We start from the raw sequence: 2,193 nt of genomic DNA on the forward strand, positions 1-2,193 counted from the left end.
CTGCTGGAGCGCGTTGGTCTGGCCGATGCCCGTTATGCGCTGGCAGCCGATCTCTCTTATGGCCGCAAGCGTGCACTTGAAATCGCCACCACACTGGCTCTCGATCCGAAAGTACTGCTGCTCGACGAGCCGATGGCAGGCATGGGACACGAAGACGTGCACATCATTGCCGCCCTCATCACAGATGTGGCGAAGGATCGCGCAGTGCTGATGGTCGAACACAATCTCAAGGTAGTGGCTGACATTGCCCACCACGTCACGGTGCTGCAACGCGGCGAAATTCTCGCCTCCGGCAATTATGCCACCGTCGCACAAGACGAACGCGTACGCACCGCCTATATGGGAACTGAACATGAATAGAGGCCAACCCCTGCTCTCGGTGCGTGGGCTCAATGCCTGGTATGGTGAAAGCCATGCCCTGCACGGCGTCGATCTCGACATCTGGCCCGGCGAAACCATCACGCTTTTAGGCCGCAACGGCGTCGGTAAGACGACAACGCTGCGCGCCATTATGGGCATCATCCGCAAGCGCACCGGCACCATCACGCTTGACGGCAAAGATATTCTGCGCGTGCCGCTGCATCGCATTGCCCGCGCGGGTCTTGGCTTTGTGCCGGAAGAACGCGGGATTTTTGCAACGCTCAACGTGCATGAGAACCTGCTCCTTCCACCGGTCGTCGGCAAAGGGGCGCAGGGGGCCCAGGGGGTAATGTCCTTGGAAGAGATTTACGAGCTCTTTCCCAATCTCTATGAGCGCCGCAACAGCCCCGGCACCAAGCTTTCGGGCGGTGAACAGCAGATGCTGGCGATTGCGCGCATTTTGCGCACCGGTGTTAAAATCCTGCTTCTGGATGAACCGACCGAAGGACTTGCCCCCGTCATCATCCAGCGCATCGGCGATGTACTGGTGGAACTCAAGAAACGCGGTATGACCGTGCTTCTTGTCGAGCAGAACTTCCGCTTTGCCGCCAAGGTCGCGGATCGGTTTTATCTGATGGATCATGGCGTGGTGACGGAAAACTTCCCCACCACGGAGCTGCCTGCGCGCATGGCAGAACTCAACGACGCACTGGGGGTCTGAAACAATGACAATGATCTTTGGCATCCCTTTGCAGGCGCTTTTCGGGCAATTGCTGGTCGGCCTCATCAACGGGTCTTTCTATGCCATGCTGAGCCTTGGTCTCGCCATCATCTTCGGGCTTCTGCGCATCATCAACTTTGCCCATGGCGCACAATATATGCTCGGCGCTTTTGTCGGCTATCTGCTGTTAAGCGGCCTTGGTATCGGCTATTGGCCAGCGCTTATTCTGGCTCCGCTGATTGTGGGGCTGGGCGGTGCCATCATCGAACGGGCTGCCCTTTCAAAACTCTATAACCTTGATCCGCTTTATGGCCTGCTGTTCACATTCGGCCTTGCGCTCGTGATCGAAGGCACGTTCCGCTATTATTACGGTGCTGCCGGTCAGCCTTATGCCGTGCCGCCATCACTTGCAGGTGGCAAGAATCTGGGCTTCATGTTCCTGCCGAACTATCGCGCATGGGTGGTGGTGGCTTCACTCATCATCTGCATCGGCACATGGCTACTGATCGAAAAAACCAAGCTTGGCGCATACTTGCGTGCGGCAACCGAAAACCCCACACTGGTTAAGGCATTCGGCATCAATGTGCCGCTGCTTCTCACCTTCACCTATGCATTGGGCTCGGCGCTTGCCGGCTTCGCAGGCATTCTCGCCGCCCCCATCTATCAGGTCAGCCCGCTGATGGGGTCCAACATCATCATCGTGGTGTTTGCCGTGGTGGTGGTCGGCGGCATGGGTTCGATCCTCGGTGCCATCATCACCGGCTATGTGCTCGGGCTGGCCGAAGGTCTGACCAAGGTATTCTATCCTGAAGCGTCCAGCATCGTCATCTTCGTTATCATGGCTATCGTCCTTCTGGTGCGACCCGCAGGACTGTTCGGGAAGGAGGCCTGATATGGCTGATACTGTTCTTAAAGCAACGGCTGCGCCGCATCAGGCGAAAGCTCCGGCCCTCAACAGCCTCTCGGCAGTCATTCTTGTTATCGCATTGATTGGACTGATCGCAGCACCCTTCATGGTTTACCCGATCTTCCTGATGAAGATGCTGTGTTTTGCGCTGTTTGCTTCGGCCTTCAATCTGTTGCTCGGCTATACCGGCATTCTGTCCTTTGGT

General features: G+C 57.0%; 3 protein-coding genes and 1 pseudogene. All 4 read left to right on the plus strand.

The annotated features are described in order from the left end of the window. Positions 1-360: ATP-binding cassette domain-containing protein (locus FJQ48_RS22805; RefSeq protein WP_247870421.1), on the plus strand; the 360-nt coding region annotated here is incomplete at its 5' end. Further along, positions 353-1,081 (plus strand): ABC transporter ATP-binding protein, encoded by a 729-nt coding sequence (locus FJQ48_RS19980; RefSeq protein ID WP_139976660.1) that lies wholly within the window; start codon positions 353-355, stop codon positions 1,079-1,081. The genes FJQ48_RS22805 and FJQ48_RS19980, both read left to right, overlap by 8 nt. Positions 1,082-1,085: 4 nt before the next feature. Next, positions 1,086-1,973 carry a branched-chain amino acid ABC transporter permease gene (locus FJQ48_RS19985; protein ID WP_139976661.1) on the plus strand — a complete coding sequence of 296 codons (888 nt, stop codon included), beginning with the start codon at positions 1,086-1,088 and terminating at the stop codon, positions 1,971-1,973. Between the two features lies 1 nt (position 1,974). After that, positions 1,975-2,193 (plus strand): annotated as a pseudogene (locus FJQ48_RS19990) (branched-chain amino acid ABC transporter permease); the annotation flags it as partial.

The sequence above is a fragment of the Ochrobactrum sp. CGA5 genome, assembly GCF_006345815.1.
GTDB lineage: Bacteria > Pseudomonadota > Alphaproteobacteria > Rhizobiales > Rhizobiaceae > Brucella.

What these genes read in the sequence shown, in the direction of transcription:
- FJQ48_RS19980 (WP_139976660.1), top strand. Translation starts at nt 353, where the DNA reads ATGAATAGAGGCCAACCCCTGCTCTCGGTGCGTGGGCTCAATGCCTGG.
- FJQ48_RS19985 (WP_139976661.1), top strand. Translation starts at nt 1,086, where the DNA reads ATGACAATGATCTTTGGCATCCCTTTGCAGGCGCTTTTCGGGCAATTG.